Source organism: Pseudoalteromonas neustonica, assembly GCF_001653135.1.
Taxonomy (GTDB): Bacteria; Pseudomonadota; Gammaproteobacteria; order Enterobacterales; family Alteromonadaceae; genus Pseudoalteromonas; species Pseudoalteromonas neustonica.
This window is the reverse complement of record NZ_BDDS01000025.1, coordinates 1-20,922: the sequence shown is the minus strand read 5'-3', so window position 1 is coordinate 20,922 and position 20,922 is coordinate 1. Positions and strand designations below refer to the sequence as shown.

General features: G+C 39.6%; 19 protein-coding genes. 7 read left to right on the top strand and 12 right to left on the bottom strand.

The window, feature by feature from the left end:
• The first annotated feature begins 78 nt into the window (after positions 1-78).
• On the top strand, positions 79-534 hold the full coding sequence (locus tag A7967_RS20065) for a thioesterase family protein (RefSeq protein ID WP_054455948.1): 456 nt from the start codon (positions 79-81) through the stop codon (positions 532-534).
• 52 nt (positions 535-586) lie between these two features.
• On the top strand, positions 587-1,510 hold the full coding sequence (rarD, locus tag A7967_RS20060; RefSeq protein ID WP_054455949.1) for an EamA family transporter RarD: 924 nt from the start codon (positions 587-589) through the stop codon (positions 1,508-1,510).
• On the opposite strand, the gene A7967_RS20055 is transcribed toward rarD, so the two are convergent.
• Both A7967_RS20055 and A7967_RS20050 read right to left on the bottom strand, forming a co-directional pair.
• A complete protein-coding gene (locus tag A7967_RS20055; protein WP_064436036.1) occupies positions 1,507-2,742 on the bottom strand; it encodes a response regulator in 1,236 nt (411 codons plus the stop codon). The two genes, rarD and A7967_RS20055, sit on opposite strands and share 4 nt — an antisense overlap.
• Before the next feature lie 131 nt (positions 2,743-2,873).
• Positions 2,874-3,248: a MaoP family protein gene (locus A7967_RS20050; RefSeq protein ID WP_054206686.1), complete on the bottom strand. Its 375-nt coding sequence runs from the start codon at positions 3,246-3,248 to the stop codon at positions 2,874-2,876.
• Between the two features lie 91 nt (positions 3,249-3,339).
• Between A7967_RS20050 and A7967_RS20045 the strand changes: the two genes are divergently transcribed.
• On the top strand, positions 3,340-4,218 hold the full coding sequence (locus A7967_RS20045; protein WP_064436035.1) for a LysR family transcriptional regulator: 879 nt from the start codon (positions 3,340-3,342) through the stop codon (positions 4,216-4,218).
• A gap of 190 nt (positions 4,219-4,408) precedes the next feature.
• Entirely contained in the window at positions 4,409-5,326 is a 918-nt protein-coding gene (locus A7967_RS20040) for a porin (protein WP_054206688.1), read from the top strand.
• A 218-nt stretch (positions 5,327-5,544) separates the two neighbouring features.
• Here the strand turns inward: A7967_RS20040 and recG are convergent, their stop codons facing one another.
• The 3 genes from recG to asnC are packed head-to-tail and all read right to left on the bottom strand — an operon-like array spanning position 5,545 to position 8,873.
• Positions 5,545-7,626 (bottom strand): ATP-dependent DNA helicase RecG, encoded by a 2,082-nt coding sequence (gene recG / locus A7967_RS20035; RefSeq protein ID WP_054455955.1) that lies wholly within the window; start codon positions 7,624-7,626, stop codon positions 5,545-5,547.
• Between the two features lie 60 nt (positions 7,627-7,686).
• On the bottom strand, positions 7,687-8,373 hold the full coding sequence (gene trmH, locus A7967_RS20030; RefSeq protein WP_054206690.1) for a tRNA (guanosine(18)-2'-O)-methyltransferase TrmH: 687 nt from the start codon (positions 8,371-8,373) through the stop codon (positions 7,687-7,689).
• Between the two features lie 41 nt (positions 8,374-8,414).
• Entirely contained in the window at positions 8,415-8,873 is a 459-nt protein-coding gene (asnC, locus tag A7967_RS20025) for a transcriptional regulator AsnC (RefSeq protein ID WP_054206691.1), read from the bottom strand.
• 190 nt (positions 8,874-9,063) lie between these two features.
• Between asnC and asnA the strand changes: the two genes are divergently transcribed.
• Complete coding sequence (asnA, locus tag A7967_RS20020) at positions 9,064-10,059, top strand: aspartate--ammonia ligase (RefSeq protein WP_054206692.1); 996 nt, start codon at positions 9,064-9,066, stop codon at positions 10,057-10,059.
• A gap of 58 nt (positions 10,060-10,117) precedes the next feature.
• Here the strand turns inward: asnA and A7967_RS20015 are convergent, their stop codons facing one another.
• The 7 genes from A7967_RS20015 to A7967_RS19985 form a co-directional block, all read right to left on the bottom strand.
• Positions 10,118-11,722: a flagellar assembly protein A gene (locus A7967_RS20015; protein WP_054206693.1), complete on the bottom strand. Its 1,605-nt coding sequence runs from the start codon at positions 11,720-11,722 to the stop codon at positions 10,118-10,120.
• A gap of 139 nt (positions 11,723-11,861) precedes the next feature.
• Positions 11,862-12,254 carry a RidA family protein gene (ridA, locus tag A7967_RS20010; protein WP_054206694.1) on the bottom strand — a complete coding sequence of 131 codons (393 nt, stop codon included), beginning with the start codon at positions 12,252-12,254 and terminating at the stop codon, positions 11,862-11,864.
• 12 nt (positions 12,255-12,266) lie between these two features.
• Complete coding sequence (gene spoT / locus A7967_RS20005; protein WP_054206695.1) at positions 12,267-14,366, bottom strand: bifunctional GTP diphosphokinase/guanosine-3',5'-bis pyrophosphate 3'-pyrophosphohydrolase; 2,100 nt, start codon at positions 14,364-14,366, stop codon at positions 12,267-12,269.
• A gap of 128 nt (positions 14,367-14,494) precedes the next feature.
• Positions 14,495-14,770, bottom strand: coding sequence for a DNA-directed RNA polymerase subunit omega (rpoZ, locus tag A7967_RS20000; protein WP_054206696.1), 276 nt, complete (start codon positions 14,768-14,770; stop codon positions 14,495-14,497).
• Positions 14,771-14,888: 118 nt separating this feature from the next.
• Positions 14,889-15,509, bottom strand: coding sequence for a guanylate kinase (gene gmk / locus A7967_RS19995; protein ID WP_054206697.1), 621 nt, complete (start codon positions 15,507-15,509; stop codon positions 14,889-14,891).
• 102 nt (positions 15,510-15,611) lie between these two features.
• The gene (locus A7967_RS19990) at positions 15,612-17,621 is read right to left on the bottom strand and encodes a methyl-accepting chemotaxis protein (protein ID WP_054206698.1); all 2,010 of its coding nucleotides are present in this window, start codon (positions 17,619-17,621) and stop codon (positions 15,612-15,614) included.
• Positions 17,622-17,869: 248 nt separating this feature from the next.
• Positions 17,870-18,730, bottom strand: coding sequence for a YicC/YloC family endoribonuclease (locus A7967_RS19985; protein ID WP_054206699.1), 861 nt, complete (start codon positions 18,728-18,730; stop codon positions 17,870-17,872).
• 178 nt (positions 18,731-18,908) lie between these two features.
• Here A7967_RS19985 and rph point away from each other — a divergent pair, with 178 nt between their 5' ends.
• Both rph and pyrE read left to right on the top strand, forming a co-directional pair.
• Positions 18,909-19,622, top strand: a complete 714-nt coding sequence (gene rph, locus A7967_RS19980; protein ID WP_054206700.1) for a ribonuclease PH — start codon at positions 18,909-18,911, stop codon at positions 19,620-19,622.
• Positions 19,623-19,642: 20 nt separating this feature from the next.
• Complete coding sequence (gene pyrE, locus A7967_RS19975; RefSeq protein WP_054206701.1) at positions 19,643-20,287, top strand: orotate phosphoribosyltransferase; 645 nt, start codon at positions 19,643-19,645, stop codon at positions 20,285-20,287.
• Positions 20,288-20,922: the final 635 nt, after the last annotated feature.

Sequence of the window (20,922 nt, the reverse complement as noted above, 5' to 3'; positions counted from 1 at the left end):
CTATACGCTTTTTATATCGCACTTTATACAATGCTATGCTTTACTCATCCTACCAGATTCAAATAATAGATAATAATAATGAATAAAACTATATTAATTGAGCAAGTCGCTAAGGTATTCGTAGAGCAAATGCCGTTTAATCAATTCTTACAAATTAAGGTTGTATCGCTTGATGCTGAGCAAGCGCAAATTAGTTTCCCTTGGCAAGATGTATTTATTGGTAACCCAGCACAAAAAATTCTTCATGGTGGTGTGATTTCAGCGGTACTTGATAATGTAGGTGGTATGCTTGCTGCCGCTGCGATGATTGATAAGCTTACTGAATTCGATATAGTGAGCATTCAGCAGAAATTAGCGACTTTAGGTACTATTGATTTACGTACCGATTATTTACGTCCAGGTAAGGGAGTAGAGTTTACCGCGAGTGCAAAGCTGATTCGTTCAGGCAATAAAGTGTGTGTTTGTCGGATGGAATTGCATAATGAAAAAAGAACTCAAATAGCGTTTGGTACAGCAACGTATTTAGTTGGATAAAATGTGTTCAGGGGGTAAACTAGCGGCCTTTTTCAGCATCTAGATTCTATTTATGCCTACTAATCAAGAACAACGCAAGGGTGTTATTTTAGCCTGCATGGCTTTTTTTATGTGGGGTCTTGCGCCCATTTACTTTAAGTTATTACAGCACATATCGGCTTTTGAAATATTAATGCACCGAGTTGTGTGGTCGGTGTTATTTATTGTGATTATTGTCGCTGTTTTAAAGCAGTGGCATAAAATCCAGCATGTCATTAAGCAACCAAAGTTAATTTTAATGCTTACCCTAACAGCTACACTGCTGGGGTTTAACTGGGGATTATTTATATGGGCAGTTAATAATAACCATATGCTTGATGCCAGTCTTGGGTATTATATTAATCCACTTTTAAACGTGTTGCTAGGTATGTTGTTTTTAGGCGAAAAGCTACGAAAATGGCAGGGTTTTGCTGTCGCTCTGGCGCTTGGCGGGGTCGTTATTCAATTAATTAGCTTTGGTTCATTTCCGGTAGTGGCATTTTCACTCGCTAGTTCATTTGCTATTTATGGATTATTACGTAAAAAGTTACCTATCGAATCGTTACCAGGTCTATTATTGGAAGCGCTTATACTATTACCATTTGCAGCTATTTATTGGTGGTTTATGCTTCCTACAGCAAGTTCAGATCTCATTGTTAATGATTGGCATACAAATCTACTGTTGATAAGTGCGGGTGTTATAACAACATTACCTTTACTGTGTTTCACGGGAGCTGCAAAAAGATTGCAATATACAACATTAGGCTTTTTTCAGTATATTGGTCCAAGTCTGATGTTTGTACTCGCGGTGGTATTTTACGGTGAAGTGTTTAGCGCGGAGCGCGTTGTTACTTTTGCATGTATTTGGAGTGCGCTGGCAATATTTAGCTGGGACTCGTACCGACAAGCACAAAAGCGCAAGAAAGCAGCGCTCCTTGCGCGAGCAGAATTAGTTTAAGAAATAACTATATTACGACCAGACTCTTTTGCTTCGTAAAGTTTTATATCGGCCTGTTTTAATAATTCATCAATTTGATAAACAGGCCCGTGTACATACCCAATGGAGATTGTGAATTTAATTTTTAAATTACTAAATTCTGAGCTGCTTAGTTCAATAAAGTGCCTAAACCCTTCAAGGCGTTTCAGTGCTTCTTCTTTGCTTGTTTCGCCAAAATAAACAGCAAACTCTTCACCACCTAAACGAGCAACGAGCTGCTTTTCAAAATATTTAGCAAAGCAAATAGACAGTCCTTTAAGTACTTCATCGCCCACATCATGTCCATGCGTGTCATTGATTGATTTAAAGTGGTCAATATCAAGCATAGCTAAAGAGGAGGCTTGACTGCTTTTTTCTATTTTTTTCAGTGACTTTGTTGTTTCTTCAAAAAAGTAACGTCGGTTAGGTAGCTTAGTTAAAAAATCAGTATTTGCTTGCAGTCGGATTGTGGCTATTTGCTCTAGCATGTCGACGTTTTGGCTTAAACGACAATAAAATTCTTCATTGTTGAATGGTTTTCGCAAGTAGTCATTAGCACCATTTTTAAGAAAACGTGTTGAAAGATGAGAAGCATCAGAGCCAGAAATACCAATAATTGCTTTTTCATCATTACTGTAAAGTCGGCGAATTTCGCCGCACAGTTCATCACCATTCATATTGGGCATTTCATTATCAGTGATAATGACAGCTATATCGGGTGTTTTTTCTAGCATTGCTAAGGCTTCAATACCATCACTTGCTTGGAGTATTTGGTATTTATGGCGGCTAAGTAAGCTGCAAATATGACGACGTGTAGCAGCTGAGTCATCTACAACGAGTACTTTAACATTTTCGTTACGAGGTAGGCGCTGCAATTGTTTTTCTAAGTATTGATAGGCTTGTTTATTTTCTTTAGTGATGTAATCAATAATTGGATACTTTTCAACAGTGTCACGCGTTGTTGAATCTAAACTTCCGGTCATGACGATAGTTGGAATTTCAGCTTCTATAGTGCAGGGCACCGCTTCTCCCCTAGGGGCGTCGGGTAATATGAAATCTACTACAGCGCAAAAATATGAGTTTTTACTGATCAGCTCTTTAGCTTCAGCTAACGAACCTGCAATATCCGCATCATAACCGATTTTCATCGCTATATGCTTTTGTACTCGCGCTATTGTAGGTGTATCTTCAATGATAAGTATTTTTCGTGTCACGTAACACCTTGTTTTCGGCTTTGCCGAATATAATTGCTTATACAAGTTGTAACCGCTAAAACAAGAAAAAGCAAATAACAATGTCTTTTGGCCACTTATAAATCAACGCGAAAGTGGCCTAAAAAGGAATTTTAGATGCTATCAGATTCTGAATAATAGTCGCTACTTGGCAGCGTAGGTGCCGACATTTTTGAACGACCAAATAAAGTGTGAAATTTTGTTTTTGAAGTCGTTAATTTTAAGTATTTGATCCAAGCACGCTCGATTGGATTCGTCGGCTCTTGGCTACCTGCAGTAACAGATATAAATTGTTCTTGAATTTCATTTTGTGGTTCAAGGGTTTTGTTGTATAACCCCTGTAGAACAACACCGTGTTGCTCAAGGATACTGGCTTCAAGTAACGTAAAGTTGCCGCTACGCGAAAATCCGCGTGGAAAATTGTAATCATCATAGAACTGACGTTGGCTTACAAATGCTTGACGAAGTAGTGAAATATTAATGTTCATTGCTGTTTCCTCATACCCGGATCTTAAGCTGGAGTATGGATCAAGTTACGTAATTTATTAAACAAAAAATTTTTATCGTGAGGATAAAATATTGGATATCGATTTATTAAAAACGTTTGTTGAGGTGGTGCGAACTCGCCACTTTGGTAAGGCGGCTGAAAACCTTTATATCACGCAATCGGCGGTAAGTTTTAGAATTCGTCAATTAGAGCAAGGTTTAGGCGTTAACCTGTTTATTCGACAACGTAACAATATTCAGCTTACAGCACCTGGCGAGCGTCTATTACCGCACGCACAAATTATTATTACAGGTATGCAACGTGCAAAAGTTGATGTGGCACTTGCTGACAACATGCATAAGCAAGTGTGTTTAGCGGGTACACCTAATATATGGGATGCTTTTTTACAATTTGGTATTTCAAATATTGTATCTGCTATGCCCGGTGTGTCACTCGTTGCTGAAGTTAAAGCACAGCAAGAAAGTACGCGTTTATTGTTAGAACGTACACTGGATTTGGCTATATTATTTGATCCGCCTAAAGTGGATGAATTAGTTGTAGAGCGTATTTGCGCATTACCCATCATTCCTGTGAGTGCTTTTGAATCTGCAGCCAATGATAATTTTTTTGATAACCAATATGTTTATGTTGACTGGGGCACTACTTTTTCGCTGTGGCACGCACGTCAATTTACCGGACGTACGCCTCCGTATTTTCGTACAAGTACAGGGCGTATTGCATTAGATTTAATATTGCAATGTGGTGGTAGTGCATTTATTCCTGAAGTGTTAGCAAAAAGCCATATTGAGAATGGAGAGTTATTTGAAGTGTCGGATGTAGAGCACACATCTCGCGATATTTTTGTTGCTTATCATAGGGATAATGAGCAAAAACCATTGCTTGAAACCCTTGTTAACTTACTGGTTGAGCTAACCCCAAACATTAGCAGTGATTTTAGCGAGAAAAAATAGCGATATACTCAAGATCGCATAGACTAATAAACGGTGTACAAAATTTTAGTGTTAAATGAATTGCAGTTTTTATTCTTTTTTATGAATTAAATAAGTCATAAATATTTCTGTTGTAATATTACTGTAATTTATCGCTGGCAAACTGCAGCTGTTTTAAAAATTAGCCTGTTGCGTTTATTGAGGAAATAATATGAATTTTGCAAAGTCGAGCCTGTTATTAGCTGTATTGAGTGGTGTATCTTTTTCTGCATTAGCTGATGTTGATGTTTATGGTAAAGCAAATGTCTCTGTACAATCATCTGATGATGGTGAAGGGTCATTCACTGAAATTAAGAGTAATGCATCACGCATTGGTTTCAAGGGTTCTGAAACACTCAGTGAAGGCCTTGAAGCGGTCTATAAATTCGAATTCCAAGTAAATGTTTCAGATGATTCAAAAGATACGTTAACTTCACGCAACCAATATGTTGGTTTGAAAGGTGGTTTTGGTCAAGTTGTGCTTGGTCGTAATGATACTGCGCTAAAGCAATCGCAAGGTAAGCTTGATTTATTTAATGACCTTGAAGGCGATATTAAAAATTTATTCAAAGGTGAAAATCGCTTAAGCGATACAGTAACGTATTCATCAAATGACCTAAGCGGTTTTAAAGTACTTGCCACTTACGTCGCTGAAAAAGACAGTGAAGGCGAAAATGGTTACTCATTGGCGCTTACTTATGGCGATTCAGGTTTAAAGAAAAGCAAGGTGTACGCATCTATTGCAGCTGACAGTGAAGTGAATGGCTATGATGTAGTGCGTGCTACCGTACAGGGTAAAGTGGCTGATATTAAATTAGGCGCAATGTATCAAACCCAAGAAAAAGTAGATGGCAGCGGTGATGCTGATGGTTACTTGGTTAATGCAGCTTATACGTTAGATAGCAATACGTTTAAAGTGCAGTATCAGGTAATGGATTTTGATGACGCGGATAAGAAGACGGCGATATCAGCTGGTGTTGATCATAAATTAAGTAAAAATACTAAACTATTTGCCTTCTATTCTAACTTTGATATGGATAGTAATGTTGATCAAGATTACTTAGGTTTAGGTATTGAATACAAGTTTTAATTAGTCGATATAGCTTCCCCTCTTTCATGGCCTTATTCATACTTGAATAAGGCTTTTATATCTAAGCAACCCCAATATACCCAAGCCACCTCAAGATGCAGACTTCAGTGTTTCACTGGTGTTTAATATCAAGGCGTTACTTTGCACTTGTTTAAATCGCTTTTAATTTCAACGACGCTCGCATTTTGAGATCGCTTGGGTATATATTCTCTTTGGTTTTAGGCTAAGGCGTAATCAGATTTTCCTGCTAGCCATCGGTTGATTAATTTATCAACTTGCTCAGGATATTGATTAAGCATTTGCAGTGCTATTGGTCTTACTTGATTGAGCGTGTGTTTATCGCGAGTTAAGTCCGCTATTTTAAATTCGGCTAACCCTGTTTGTTTGGTGCCAAGCACTTCACCTGGGCCACGGATCTCTAAGTCTTTCTCAGCAATAATAAACCCGTCATTACTGTCTCTTAATACGGCTAAGCGTTTTTTCGCGGTAAATGACAGTGGTGCATGGTATAAAAGAACGCAGTGAGATGCGGTTGCTCCACGACCAACTCGACCCCGTAATTGGTGTAGTTGGGCAAGGCCAAGTCGTTCTGGGTTTTCAATAATGATCAAACTGGCGTTTGGCACATCTACACCGACTTCAATCACCGTGGTTGCAACCAATATATGTATGTTACCCGCTTTAAATTCGCTCATAATGGCTTGTTTTTCAGCTGCTTTCATTCGGCCATGAACTAACCCTACGGTTAAGTCGGGCAAAGCACGAGTTAATTGCTCTGCACTATCTTCAGCTGCTTGACATTGCAGTACTTCAGATTCATCGATTAAGGTGCATACCCAATAAACTTGGCGTCCCTGTTCTGTGCAGGCTGTTTTTACTCGTGCAATAATTTCATCCCGACGAGTATCGGGCAGTGCAACGGTTGTGATTGGGGTTCGCCCAGGGGGAAGTTCGTCAATCACCGATGTCTCTAAGTCAGCATAAGCAGTCATAGCGAGCGTGCGAGGGATCGGCGTGGCAGTCATCACCAGTTGATGAGGAAAGCAGTCGCCAAAGCGGCCTTTTTCTCGCAGCGATAATCGCTGGTGAACACCAAAGCGGTGTTGTTCATCAATGATGATTAATACTAGATTATTAAAAACGACTTGTTCTTGAAATAACGCATGGGTGCCTACTATCATTTGCGCGTCACCTGAGGCTATTTTTTCAAGTGTCGCTGTACGCTCTTTGCCTTTTGTTTTACCGCCAAGCCATGCTGTAGTGATCCCAAGCGGCTCAAACCAATTTTTGAAGGTTATGCCATGCTGCTCAGAAAGTATCTCTGTAGGAGCCATAAGTGCGACTTGGTAGCCCTGTGCTATTGCAGTTAAAGCACTTAGTGCAGCGACCAAAGTTTTACCCGACCCTACATCCCCTTGGACTAAACGCATCATAGGGTAGGGGTGTTGCAAATCACTTTTTATTTCAGCAACGACTCTGCTTTGCGCATTGGTGGGGGCAAACGGAAGTTGTGCTAAAAAGTCTGGTTCTAAGTGGTTAATTGGCGCAAGGGCTACGGCTTTTACTTGTTGCCCTTGTTGACGTAACTTTAATAGGCTTAAGTTTTGCGCAAGTAATTCTTCAAATACCAAACGTTGTTGAGCTGGATGAAGCCCTAGCTCTAGCGCCGCTAAATCAACATCATTACTTGGACGATGTAACAATAATAAAGCGTGACTTAAACCCATGCCTGCATGTTGAAATTGCGCAGGCAATAACTCTTCTATTTGATATTTTTCAAGCAAGGAAATGACCTGATCGCTCAATGCACGTATAGAGAGTTGTTTTAACCCCTCTGTTGTCGGATAGACGGGAGTGAGTGTGGTCGCAGTAGGTTGCTCTAATAGTGTTTCACTTAAACTGTATTCAGGGTGTGTCATTTCGAACCCAACACGACCACGGCGTACCTCACCAAAGCAGCGGATCACTTTCCCATTGCTGAAGGCATTCTTTTGTGCTGCAGTGAAATTAAAAAACCGCAGTGTTAAACGGCCAGTGCCATCATTAACTTGGCAAACAAGCATCTTACGTTTACCAAAAGTAATTTGGCTCGTTTCAATGGTAGCTTCAATGCTTACATGGCTATGGACTGCTAAATCGCTGATGGCATAAATGCGAGTACGATCTTCGTACCTCAGGGGTAAATGAAAGAGCATATCTTGCGCTGTGCTAATGCCTAATTTCTTTAGCCGCTCGGCCATTTTAGGGCCAACGCCTTTTAGATCGGTAATGGGGTAGCGGCTTAACGTTAGCTTGGACACTGTACGCTCAAATCTTTCATTTTTAGATAGTTTTTAGTTTACGTGCGATTGTTGAGGGCATCAAGCATGTTTTAATCGTAGCCAAAACGCGTCATCGGCAATAATTTCACCATTTTCGTCAAGACCAGGATAAGGAAGTGACTTCTCTTTGCATTTTTGGGCGATGATAGGATGGCAGCCTTCAAACAACATTTTATGCTTTATGGTTTCATCAAGCCTACCTGACTCATATAAACCCGCTTTAAGGCGTTGATTTTGAGCTTCAAATAAAATTAATGCAGCCGCAACAGATACATTTAATGATTGCGCCATACCTTGCATCGGGATGATGATATTTTTATCTGCATGGGCAAGGGCTCGTGGGGAGATCCCCGTTTTTTCTTGGCCTACGATAATCGCTGTGGGAAGCGTGTAATCAATCTCGCGATAATCAACTGCATCAGGGCATAAGTTGGTCGCTAATATTTGCACCTGAGGGTTGTGCTGACGCATGAGTGTGACGGCATCGTCGATATCTTTATGCAAGTGTGTGGCGATCCAATTTTTACTGCCACCGGACGTGTTATTAGTCAGCCATTTTTGGTTTTCTGGCCATACTGCGTGAACATTATGACACCCTACAGCATCAGCGCTGCGTACAATAGCAGACAAGTTATGGTGTTTGTGCACATCTTCTAAGCACACTGTTAAATCAGTTTGACGACGATCTAGTACACTTTTAATGCGGTGATAGCGAGTGTTTTCCATTTTTAGCCTTGTCTGAACTCATAAATTAACGCCATTATACCTTAAGGCATTACGCTGCGGCTAATTGGGTTTTGTAATGAAATTAAGGTTTCAGTTGACTGGATTGCTTCGATGGCCTGAATTTTGTTAATTAGTACATCTTGTAAGTGATCAATCGAACGAGTCATTACTTTAATAAAAATACTGTAATTACCTGTGGTGTAATAAGCTTCAACGACTTCTTCAAGCTCTTTTAAGTACAATAAGGTTTGCGGGTAGTCGCGGGCATTATTGAGATTAATACCTATAAAACAGCATACATCGTAGCCTAATTGCTTGGCATTTACGCTTACTTGGGTACCTGTGATGATCCCTGCCTGCTTCATTTTTTCAATCCGTACATGAATTGTACCTGCACTAACGGTAAAACGTTTAGCTAATTCAGCATAGGCTATACGAGCATTATCCATTAATGCGTGGAGGATCTGTTTATCGAGATTATCGATTTGATAATTTTCCATATAAATACCCGCTTTAAATTATTGAATCTTTATTTTTTATACCATTAAATTGATTGAATTTACATATTAAAGGTGTTTTTGTTATTGGTTATTGAATTAAAGCACGAAATGCTTGAGGATTGCTTTAACGACATGGCTGCTTTGAACGCAATCATGCAAGTAACAATAACTGGGAATGAGGCCAATTATTATGAGTTCACACTTTGTGCAGCAACAGCAACAAATTAGTAAAGTTAAACAATTTTTTTCACAGCAATTAGAACTGCAACTAGGGTTGATTGAAGTGCAGGCGCCTATACTTGCGAAAGTTGGTGATGGTATTCAGGATAACCTTAGTGGTACTGAGAATGCCGTTGCTGTAAATGTTAAAACTATTCCCGACAGTCAGTTTGAAGTTGTTCACTCACTTGCAAAGTGGAAGCGTAAAACATTAGCCGATCATGATTTTGCTTTAGGCGAAGGGTTATATACCCACATGAAAGCTCTACGCCCAGATGAGGATTCATTAAGTCCAATACATTCAGTGTATGTAGATCAGTGGGATTGGGAAAAAGTGATTTGTGCAAGCAGTGAGCGCTCTTTGGATAAATTAAAAGAAACGGTGGATGCTTTATATAAAGGTTTAAAGGCCACTGAGCAATTTGTATCTGATGAATTTGGGATCACCCCATTTTTACCTGTCGAGATTACGTTTGTACACAGCGAGCAATTACGCCAAATGTATCCTGGCTTTACAGCTAAACAACGTGAAAAAGCGATTACTCAAGAATATGGCGCGGTATTCTTAATCGGCATTGGCGGCGCACTAGCTGATGGTAAAATTCATGATGTACGTGCCCCTGACTATGACGATTGGTCCACTCAAACATGTGATCAATACGCGGGCTTGAATGGGGATATTTTAGTGTGGAACCCAGTGCTTGAAGACGCATTTGAAATATCGTCAATGGGTATTCGTGTATCGCCAGAAGCGCTAGTCGCACAATTGGCAATTACAGGTGATGAAGGGCGGCTAGAGCTTGACTGGCATAAGCAGCTACTAGCTAAGGAGTTACCCCAAACAATAGGCGGTGGCATTGGTCAATCTCGGTTAGCAATGCTGTTATTGCAAAAACCACATATTGGCCAAGTGCAAGTGAGTGTATGGCCTGAAGAGTTAAGACTGCAAGTAACGGGTATTTTATAAAATATATTGAAATGAATAGAGGCTAAATCTGATTTAGCCTCTATTAAGAAATTAATGATTAACTGGTTTTAAATTCAATTTCTATTTTCCCTTCTTGCAGTTTTACATTGCAAGGGGGGTAGGTGCGATTAGTTTTTAAGACTTTATCAAAAATGTGAATTTCTACTCCGGAATGAAGCTTTTGGTTCACAGCCAAGTTAGCTTCGCTAAGCAGCTTATTTAAATGATGATCAAGGCTAGATAAGCGCTGCTCAAGCTGTTCCGCTTGTTGGCAATAATGTTGTTGAGTGGCTCCAATCTTAGTCATCAATAATTTTTTCTTTTCTTTATCTTTCACTAAGTCAGCTTTTTCAAGGGCTGCTTGAAGAGTATCGAGCTGTTCGTCAGTACGAGCGAGTTCTTTAAAGCAGTCATCTGTTTCTTTGATAATGTTTTGTCCCGAAACAGCCATATTTATCATCATTTTAGCGCCGGATTCATTGCCGATCTCTCCGGCGATAATCATTCCTGCGTCTAAAATTTCACCGCCAAATAATTTACCCTTTGGGTGATCACTTTGGCCTACTTGCAAAAGTCGTGTTGCTTTCATTTCACAATGACTTGCTTGGCGTTCAATAAAAATATTGTTGCCAGCAAGATGGCTATATTGTGCATGAAGAAGGTGGATGTCTCCTTGGCAGGTTATTTTACAAGACAAAGATTTATCATCGAGCTGGTGGCCAATAACACCTTGCTTTATTGTTACATTTCCTTGGGCTATGAGCTCACCAGATTCAACAGTACCTAATACAGTAATGTCACCTTTGGCTGTTACCTTCATACCAGGTTCTATGTTGTGAGTAACAATTACACTGCCATCAAAGTAAACATGGCCACTTTTAACATTTACATCTCCAATGGTATAAATATCATCAACTCGCATGCCATTACGAATATCAACAGGAACCCCTGGAATAGTTGAAACGAGCTCTAATGGATTGTTCTTTGATATTTCAGCACCTTCACCCGCGACTAAAGGAGAGCTCTCCCCTGGTTTTGCGGGTAACACATCCCCTAAAACAGTAAAGCCCTCTTTACCTGGGGTTGCAGGTTGTTGGCGGATCAATAATACACCTGGCTCGACGCTCGCTAGTTTGCCAAAGTCTCGCATATCAACGGTACCGTCTTCACGTAGTGTCGGTGCATTGAGGCGCTCTTTTAAGGTTTTCACGAGAGGTATTAATCTTGATGGTTGACCATCGGTTGGCAGGCGACCTTTGGCTAAAGTGCCTTTTGCTATTTGACCTGCAGGTATTTCAAATTGTTGTTGTAGTAACTGTTCTAAAAATACTTGTTTGTACCCTCTTGCAACACCAGCTTTGATTAGGTGTTGCTTTGCAGTATCAAGATCAATAATGCTACCACCTTGTGCGAGTGTTAATTCGCCTGTAGCAAGCATTTTATCGTCGCTAATAACGACATTAAACGAGGCATCATATTTAACTGCTACGACTAATGTGCGTTCTTTATTCGGTTTCTTGAAGTAAGCATTGATTGTGTTCAGCTCAATTTTGCAATCGCAGAATTTTGATTTTTCAAGGGCTTCGATAACAAAAGCCGCACTCGGGGGCGAATGTTCAATAACATCGAGTAGTACATTACCATTATGAGCAAGCTTAAACACACACTATCCTTTTGCAACGCTAGAATTAAAGGTTTATGAATTTAAGAGTGCTAGAGAATTGTATAACTGTCAAGAAAATCGCTGAGGCTTTAATGTTGATAGCGGACAAAAGTTAATTTTGGCCGCTATCAACAGTGGGTTAGTTAGTTGATGGTAGTTCCATAATGCCATCAATTTCAACTTGTACGCCTTTTGGTAAAGCTCTAACCCCAATTGCTGCTCGCGCAGGATAAGGCGCTTTGAAATACTGACTCATTACTTCATTTACTGTCGCAAAGTTAGAAAGATCGGTTAGGTAAATATTAACTTTTACTAGGTCTTGAATTTCACCACCGGCTTCTTCACACACAGCACGAATATTTTTAAAAACTTGATGTGTTTGTTCCGCAAAGTCTTCAGAAATCACTTCCATAGTATCTGGCACTAATGGGATTTGCCCTGAAAGGTAAACTGCGGTGCCAACTTTAACGGCTTGACTATAAGTACCGATTGCCGCAGGTGCTTGATCAGTAGAAATAAATGCTTTGTTCATGATTTTCCTATTTTATTTTTTACGATAGACTTTTTGCACGTCAGGCATCACACGAATTCTACGCATAATGTTGGCAACATGGACACGGTTTTTAACCGTAACCCCTAAATCTATCACGTATAAATTACTTTCTTTTTCATCGGTAGCGATTTCGACAATGTTTGCTTGGGTTGTAGCAATAACATTGGTTAATTTTGCCAATGCACCTTGGTGATTGATAATTTCAACACGCAGTGCTGCAATGTATTCTTTCTCTGGATTATCATCCCATTTTACAACGAGGTATTTTGATCGCTCTGACTCCCAGCCTCGAATGTTTTTACATTCTTGACGATGAACGGTTACCCCTTTACCTTGGCTTATATGCGCAGTGATAGCGTCCCCTGGTACTGGTCTACAACATTTAGAATAATTAACTAGCATACCTTCAGTGCCAATAATGGTCGCTTTGGCATTTTTGGCAATATCGCCTAAATCATCATTTTGCAATAAACGTCGTGCAATAAGCATATTCATTAAATTACCAGAACCAATTTCAACAAGTAGCTCTAATACACTATTAAGTTCATGTTCTTCTAGTACACGATTAATATTTTCAATCGGAATATCATCAAGTTTAGTTTCACCTAAAGCTGAATCGAGCAATCTTCGGCCTAGTAATAATGCTTCTTCATGATGCTGGCTTTTGAGGTAATTACGAATGCCTAAGCGTGCTTTACCAGTAACAATAAAGTTTAGCCAAGTGGCATTTGGATGCGCGCCTGAGCTAGTAATAACTTCAATTGTTTGGCCTGTATCCAGTGCTTTACTTAGTGGGTACGGTTTACGATTAACACGTGCACCAACACAGGTATTCCCTACGTCAGTGTGTACGGCATAAGCAAAATCTACAGCAGTTGCACCCATAGGTAGCTCGACAATACGACCATCAGGGGTAAAGACATAAATTTCTTCAGGGAATAACTCTGTTTTAACATTTTCAACAAATTCAAACGATGAACCTGCGCTCTGCTGCAATTCGAGTAAGCTTTGCATCCACTGGCGAGCACGTTGCTGTGCAGTGTGACCGGCACTGTCACCTGATTTTTTATACATCCAATGCGCCGCTACACCTTTATCTGCCATATGATCCATATCATGAGTACGAATTTGGATTTCAACAGGTATACCATGAGGACCGACTAATGAAGTGTGTAGTGATTGATAACCGTTGGTTTTAGGTACTGCGATGTAGTCTTTAAAGCGAGTTTCAATTGGTTTATAGAGGTTATGAGCCACCCCTAATACACGGTAGCAGATATCCATTGAATCAACCGCAATTCTAAATGCGTAAATATCCATTACTTCATTAAACAGTAGTTCTTTATTCAGCATTTTTTTATAGATACTGTATAAATGTTTTTCACGACCTGAGACGGTTGCTTTAATGCCGGCTTCTTCTAAACGTGCTGTGATTTCTGTTTGGATATTTGAAATGACTTCTTTACGGTTTCCGCGCGCTTTGGCAACTTCTGATTTAAGTGCGCGGTGGCGCATTGGGTAGAGGGCTTGAAATCCTAAATCCTCTAATTCATTCTTAATATCATGAATACCTAAACGATTGGCAATCGGTGCATAAATCTCTAACGTTTCACGTGCAATGCGACGACGTTTATCAGGACGAAGTGCCCCTAAAGTTCGCATATTATGAGTACGATCTGCAAGTTTGATTAAAATAACCCGAATATCTTGGGTCATGGCCATAATCATCTTTCGATAGTTTTCAGCTTGAAATTCTTTTTTATCTTTAAAGCTTAGTTTATCAAGCTTGCTGACGCCCTCCACCAATTCAGCAACTGTTTCGCCAAATATTTCGGCTAAATCTTGTTGGCTAAAGTCGGTATCTTCAATCACGTCATGCATCAATGCTGCCATTAATGTTTCGTGATCTAAGTGCATGCCAGCCAAAATCTGGGTTACTTCAACAGGGTGGGTTATGTAAGGTTCGCCGCTTGAGCGAGTTTGACCCTCATGGGCCTCTCGGGCTACCACGTAGGCTTTTTGTACCAGCTCTACATCAGCAGCAGGTAAGTATTCTGATATTTTCTTTTTTAGACCTTCAAAAAGATACATTCACACTCCAATGTTCGAGTGAAGCAAATAGGTAACGGTAAGTTAAGAATATACGATGAAAAGGAGGGATTGCCAACGACTAGAGTAGAAATACTACGTCGTTGGCTAAATCGGACCGGGAAGTCAGATTATTGGTTGCCACCTACAATAGCAGCAACGGCAGCCATTTCAGCTGCTTCTTGGTGTTGTTGCTCTTCACGATCAATAAGATCCATCGATGAGCTATCAACTAAACCAAGTTCAATTTCACGTAAAGCAACAACTGTTGGCTTATCGTTTTCAGGGTCAACTAGTGGGTTTTTTCCACCAACTGCAATTTGGCGGGCACGACGAGCCGCAACTAAAATTAAGTCAAAACGATTACCAATTGCATCTACTGCATCTTCAACAGTTACGCGAGCCATCTTCAGCACTCCAAATAAATTTTTAAGCAAAGACGTAGTTTACTGCACCGAGCCAGATTCGCCAATAGCTTGTGGTTAATTTAAACAAATAAAATACTTACCGAGCTTAAATTAAGATTTAACTCAGTAGGTCAGCGAGTAAATCTTGATGACGAATAGCTTGGCTTTGTAGTGATAGGCGTTTTGCTAGCACAATTGTTTCAATTTCATTCAATGCACTGGCAAAGTCATCGTTAACGACGACATAATCATATTCATCGTAGTGAGAGGTTTCTGATTGTGCTTTAGCCATTCTACTTGCAATCACTTCTTGTGAATCTTGTCCGCGGTTATTTAAGCGAGATTCAAGCTCTGCTTTTGATGGCGGTAGGATAAAAATGGTCTCTATATCATCAACAAGTTTGCGTAATTGTTGCGCGCCTTGCCAGTCAATATCTAAAAACACATCAATACCGGCAGCGAGTTGCTCCTCAATTGCTTGCTTTGATGTGCCGTAGTAATTATCAAAGACTTGGGCCCATTCAAAAAAATCATTTTTTTCGATCAATGATTTGAATTCATCAACATTCACAAAATGGTAATGTGCGCCGTTTTCTTCACCAGGGCGAGGTGAGCGGGTAGTGTGTGATACAGACACTTTCATATCACTATACTTAGCTAACAATGCATTGATTAAGCTTGATTTACCTGCGCCAGATGGGGCTGATAAAATAAACAGGTTACCACGAGTTTGCGCCATTATTTAATTCTCTACATAAAGTAAACAGGCCTGGGTTAACTATTACCCAAGCCTTTGATAGGAGCATTGTACTGTAAATGACTAAACTTGCTCAACTACACATTACCTTAGTTTAAATTTAGCAACTAATTGCGCAAGTTGCTCTGCTTGGCTATTTAATGAGTTTGCGGAGTGCGCAGCAACTTGAGTATCACGGAGTGAGCTTTGGCTTGATTGCTCGATGAGTGACACATCTTTAGCCATTTCACTTGCAACAACAGACTGCTCTTCTGTGGCTGTTGCGATAGATTGGATCATTGCTGCGATTTCAGTTGCGCCAATTACAATGTTTTCTAGCTGATTACCAGCCTCTTCAGCTAAAGTTACGCTCATATTTACTTGTTCAACACTACTTTGCATTGAGTTCACTGCAACTTGCGTTTGATTTTGAATGGATTGCACAGTATTAACTACTTCTTCAGTTGCTTTAGTTGTTCGCTCAGCTAAAGTACGAACTTCATCGGCTACAACGGCAAATCCACGACCTTGTTCACCGGCTCGAGCAGCTTCAATTGCAGCGTTTAATGCTAGCAGATTAGTTTGCTCTGCGATGCTGCCTATAACCCCTATCACATTGCCTATTTGCGCACTTAAATCACCAAGTTCAGTCACCGTATCTGCAGTAGTTTGTACGCGCGCTGAGGCACTTTTGATTTCATCAACCGTACTTTTTACTGATATACCCCCATTGCTTGCGAGATCTTTTGCATTTTCAGCTTGGCTGGAGGCTTGCTGACTCTGACGCGCAACTTCGGAGACCGTTGAACTCATTTCTTCAATAGCTGTCGCGACCTGTGTTGATTGATCGGCAGACTCTTGGCTGCGGGTTGCTATTTGGGTGTTTGTATTTGCAATATCACCACTTGAAAGCTTCACATCAGAAACAACTCCACTGATGGCTTCAAGTAAGTTATTTAATGATAACGACATTTTGTTGGTTGCATCAGCAAGTGCGTCAATTTCATCTTCATTACGATGTTCGATTGCTGGTTTTGATATATCTCCATTACCAATGCTATGAGCGGTATCTAGTACCAAAGAGAGTCTTGATAAAATAGATTTACTAATTAGGTAAGCTACACTAAATCCAATGATGGTTGCTATTAAGGTTATTATAATAATAATAGTTAAAGTAAAATTTAATCCGGTATCTAAGTGATCTAGAGCAGAAGTAGCATCATCTCTTTCTTCATCAGCGGATGATTGTAAAATTGCAACTAATTCATTAATAATACTTTCTTCTAGAGTATTAATTGCGATTTTTGCAGCTGTATGGTTTTGTGGATTATAAGCATTAAAAACAACAGCAGCTTCACGCTTTATCGTTTCAAAGTAACTTTCAATTTGTTTGATATTTTGAATTTCATTGGGCTTTTGTTCTAGCGGTTTTATTAATGTTAGGTATTCAGCAAAGCTTGCTGCATCCTTTTTAAAATCATTTTGCGCAGACAAATCACCTGCTAGATGTGAATTAATCGACGACAGCATATCACCGGCTTCATCAACCATTTCTAAATAATAACGCACCCCGGGTAAATCATCGTTTAGGGCTTCGTTTATTTCAGTTGTGTTAAAGGCGTCGGCAAACTCTTCGTCTTTTAATTTATCTAAAAGAGTCTCTAACTGCTTACCAGATGTATTTTTCAGGCTTTTTGCTTGAGCAATAGCTTGTTGGTGCGTTGCAGGATTGTATTTTTCAAAAATATTATTATTAACGCTTTGATGATACTGTTCCATTAGACTTGAGATTTTATCCATCTTTATACGATCAGAAGCTTTTGCTGATTCGTATTTCCTTAACTCTGAATTAGTTTTCTTGAATTGAGTAAATAGCTCATTAAAATCTTTAACTTTATTCACATCACCAGATAAGTACTCTAAAGCTTCATTTTGCATACGATACATTTCATCAAGCTGCGCCATGTATAAAATAAGCCCAGGTAAGTCATCGCCTTTAATTTCTAAAGCTCGTTGAGTTTCAGTAGATACTTTAAACCAAACAATAGTACTCGAGACTAACATCAAAATGATGATGCTCGAAAATGCAGAGTATAATTTAACATTTAACTTCATAGGTATAACCTTATCTAAATTCAACACTGTTGCTTATTTAGACGTAAGTATAGCCCATTATATTCTATTGGCAGCGAATTATTTATGATAAATAATGTGAGTTTATAAAATAAAAAAGTGGAGAGAGGGGAGGGATCTAAATACTTTTCTTGCAAAACCAGAGTCTATTTAAAGGCACTTAAATGCTAGCTTAAGTACCTATAGATAGACTGAAAGAGCAAAATATTTATTTGGGTCTTTTTATTGCGTTACTCTATGTTCTGGATCTGCTCGCGCATTTGTTCAATCAATACTTTAAGTTCAACAGCTGCGCTAGTGATATCACTATTAATAGATTTAGACGCTAGAGTATTTGCTTCGCGGTTAAACTCTTGCATCATAAAATCTAAACGACGACCACACGCTCCGCCTTTTTTAAGAATCTTTTTTGTTTCTTTTACGTGAGATTTTAAACGGTCAAGCTCTTCAGCTACATCTTGTTTTTGTGCTAGGTAAATAAGTTCTTGCTCAAGGCGTGATTCGTCAATATTAGCGGTTAAATCCTCTAGTTTTTGAGCGAGTTTTTCACGTTGCCATTTTGCTATTTCCGGCATGTGAGTTTCTACTATATTCACTTGTTCTAAAATAGCATCAAGACGGGTCGCTATCATTTCTTCGAGATTAGCACCTTCATCACCACGGGCAGATTTAAAGTCTTCGATCACTTGATCAAAACCCGATATAAGTGCTGTGTTAACGCTGTCCATATCAAGTTCTTCTGCTTCCATAACACCAGGCCAGCGTAAGATATCAACAGGATTAATGTCACCATTACTTTGTTGTTGCACCCATTTAGCACTATTAATAAGCTGCGCTGCCAATGCTTCATTGATCGACAGCTCACCAACATGAGCTGGATTTGCTACAAACTTTAAGAACACTTCAACTTTACCGCGTTGCAAATGTTTACGTAAGCGCTCACGAATAACCGGCTCCATGCCACGAAATTGCTCAGGTGCGCGGATAAAGGTTTCAAGGTAACGTTGGTTTACTGAACGAACTTCCCAGGTGCCAGTGCCCCAATCGCCTTTAATTTCGCGACGCGCGTAAGCAGTCATACTGTGGATCATGGATGGTTTCCTAGTTTTATTTAGACAATATTAAAGTGATTATACCGTAACACTGTATAAGCTCTAGCGGAAATTTTTGTTGATGAGAATTTTACAGTTGGTTTTTGTTTAAATCAGCATGGCATCTAAGCACACATCGACTTATAATACGTAAAATTCTGAATTAAGGGGATCGTGAATGCGTCCAAGCGAAAGAACACCTAACCAAATTAGACCGGTTACATTTACACGTAATTACACCTTGCATGCTGAAGGCTCTGTGTTGGTTGAATTTGGTAACACTAAAGTACTTTGTACAGCAACTGTTGAATCAGGTGTACCACGCTTTATGAAAGGCCAAGGCAAAGGATGGATCACAGCTGAGTACGGTATGTTACCGCGCTCTACCCATACTCGAAATGGTCGTGAAGCGGCGCGCGGCAAACAAAGCGGTCGAACTATGGAAATTCAACGCCTAATCGCACGAGCACTTCGTGCTGCTGTAGATTTAAAAGCGTTAGGTGAAAATACTATTACTATTGATTGTGATGTTATTCAAGCTGATGGCGGAACACGTACCGCATCTATCAGCGGCGCATGTGTTGCGTTAGTCGATGCACTTACACATATGCGTAGTAAAGGTATGATCAATTCGAATCCTCTTAAATATATGATCGCTGCTATATCTGTTGGCATCTATAAAGGCCAGGCTATTAGTGATTTAGAGTATTTAGAAGATTCAGCCGCTGAAACAGATATGAATGTAATTCTTACTGAAACAGGCAAAGTGATCGAAATTCAAGGTACTGCGGAAGGCGAACCATTTTCGTTTGACGAGCTTGATGAGCTGCTAACACTTGCAAAACATTCAATTCGCGAAATTATCGATATTCAAAAACAAGCATTAGCTTAATAAATGATAGGTTTATAGCAATGAAAGATTATCAAATAGAGTTTATTGAATTTGCCCTTGAAAAGCAGGTACTAAAGTTTGGTGAGTTTACTTTAAAGTCTGGCCGTACTAGTCCTTACTTCTTTAATGCGGGCTTATTTAATACTGGTCGAGACCTTGCACGCCTTGGTCGTTTTTATGCTGCAGCATTAGAAGATGCTGCAATTGAATATGATGTATTATTTGGCCCTGCTTATAAAGGTATTCCAATTGCAACGACTACCGCAGTCGCACTTGCTGATCATCATGATAAAGATGTGCCTTATTGTTTTAACCGTAAAGAGAAAAAAGCACACGGCGAAGGTGGCACATTAGTCGGCTCTGAGCTTAAAGGTAAAATCATGTTAGTTGATGACGTGATCACTGCTGGAACAGCAATTCGTGAGTCTATGGAGATCATCGCGCAAAACGGTGCAGACCTAAGCGGTGTGTTAATAGCACTAGACCGCCAAGAAAAAGGAAAAGCAGAGCTTTCTGCAATTCAAGAAGTAGAGCGTGACTTTGGAACTAAAGTAGTTTCAATCGTTAAGCTTGCTGATTTAATCAGTTACCTTGAGAGTAAAGGTACTATGGATGAGCATCTAGAATCAGTAAAAGCATACCGTGAACAATATGGTATTGCTTAACTAGAGTTATTTAAATAAAGCCCAGTGATATATCACTGGGCTTTTTACATTTAAAACCCGTTATTAGGGTTATTTAAACGTTAAAAGCTTTGGTTTTGCAGTGTTTGGTTTAAATAATGAACGAACAGTACTTTATTTCAAGTTTTCTTCAAATAACGCTTGCGTAAAATCCGCCGCGCCCTATAATGCGACCCCACTGAGACGGCAGAGCGCAACGCTTAGCGGGGCAAGAGTTAATCAGTGAGTCGAGTAAAACTTAACTTTGAAATTCTTTAAAAGAAACTAAAAATTAAGTGTTGACAAAAAAATAGGAAAGCGTAAGATGCGCAGCCCTAGCGAAATAAAGTTTAACTTTAATCGCAACGTTCTTTAACAATATAAAGCAATCATCTGTGTGGGCACTCGTACAGATTGAGTTCTAACAGCCAAGCTACTTCGGTAGTGAGGCAAAAAATTTAGAGTCTCAATTGAAACTGAGTGACCAACAGCAATAAATTTATTTATTGCAGCACAGTCAATTCAATATCGAAAGATATTAAATAAATTCAGAATTCATTGAGCAGGTTCTTCATTCTTTATTGGATGAGAACAGAAAAAACTTTTAATTGAAGAGTTTGATCATGGCTCAGATTGAA